This window comes from Candidatus Symbiopectobacterium sp. NZEC135 (assembly GCF_025962695.1).
On the sequence record NZ_JAGFPF010001498.1, the window covers coordinates 1 to 526 of the forward strand.

Annotated in this window: 1 protein-coding gene; it reads left to right on the top strand. The window is 56.5% G+C overall.

Annotated features, from left to right (window positions below):
* Positions 1-375, top strand: a 375-nt coding sequence (locus tag J5224_RS35025) for a PLP-dependent transferase (protein WP_264629389.1), incomplete at its 5' end; no start/stop codon positions are given.
* Positions 376-526 lie beyond the last annotated feature (151 nt).

Consider the following 526-nt stretch of genomic DNA (forward strand, 5'->3'; position numbering starts at 1 on the left):
TACCTGTCGTCGCATCCGCTGGTCACCTGGGTAAATTATGCCGCCCTACCGAACAGTCCGTACAAACCGACCTGTGACAAAATTTCTGGTGGCAAGGCGTCCGGGATTATCAGTTTTGGCATCAAGGGTGGCAAAGCGGCGGGCGGCCATTTTATCGATGCGTTGCAGATGATCCTGCGACTGGTGAACATTGGCGATGCCAAATCTCTGGCGTGCCATCCGGCCACGACCACGCACCGTCAGCTGAATGCGCAAGAGTTGGCACGCGCGGGCGTGAGTGAAGATCTGGTGCGTATCTCCGTCGGGATTGAGCACATTGACGATATTATTGCGGATGTGTCACAGGCGTTGGATGCTTCACAGCGCGGGGAGTAACGGGGCTTAGCCGAAGGGATGTGCGAAAAGGGATGTTCGATAAATTCCCCGGCTGATGCCGGGGATAGCAGGTAGGTTACTGCGCTAATCAGGAATGGTTGGCATCCGTTTGCGGTGCGGCAGCGTCAACCGGTTGCTGAACGTCATCCGG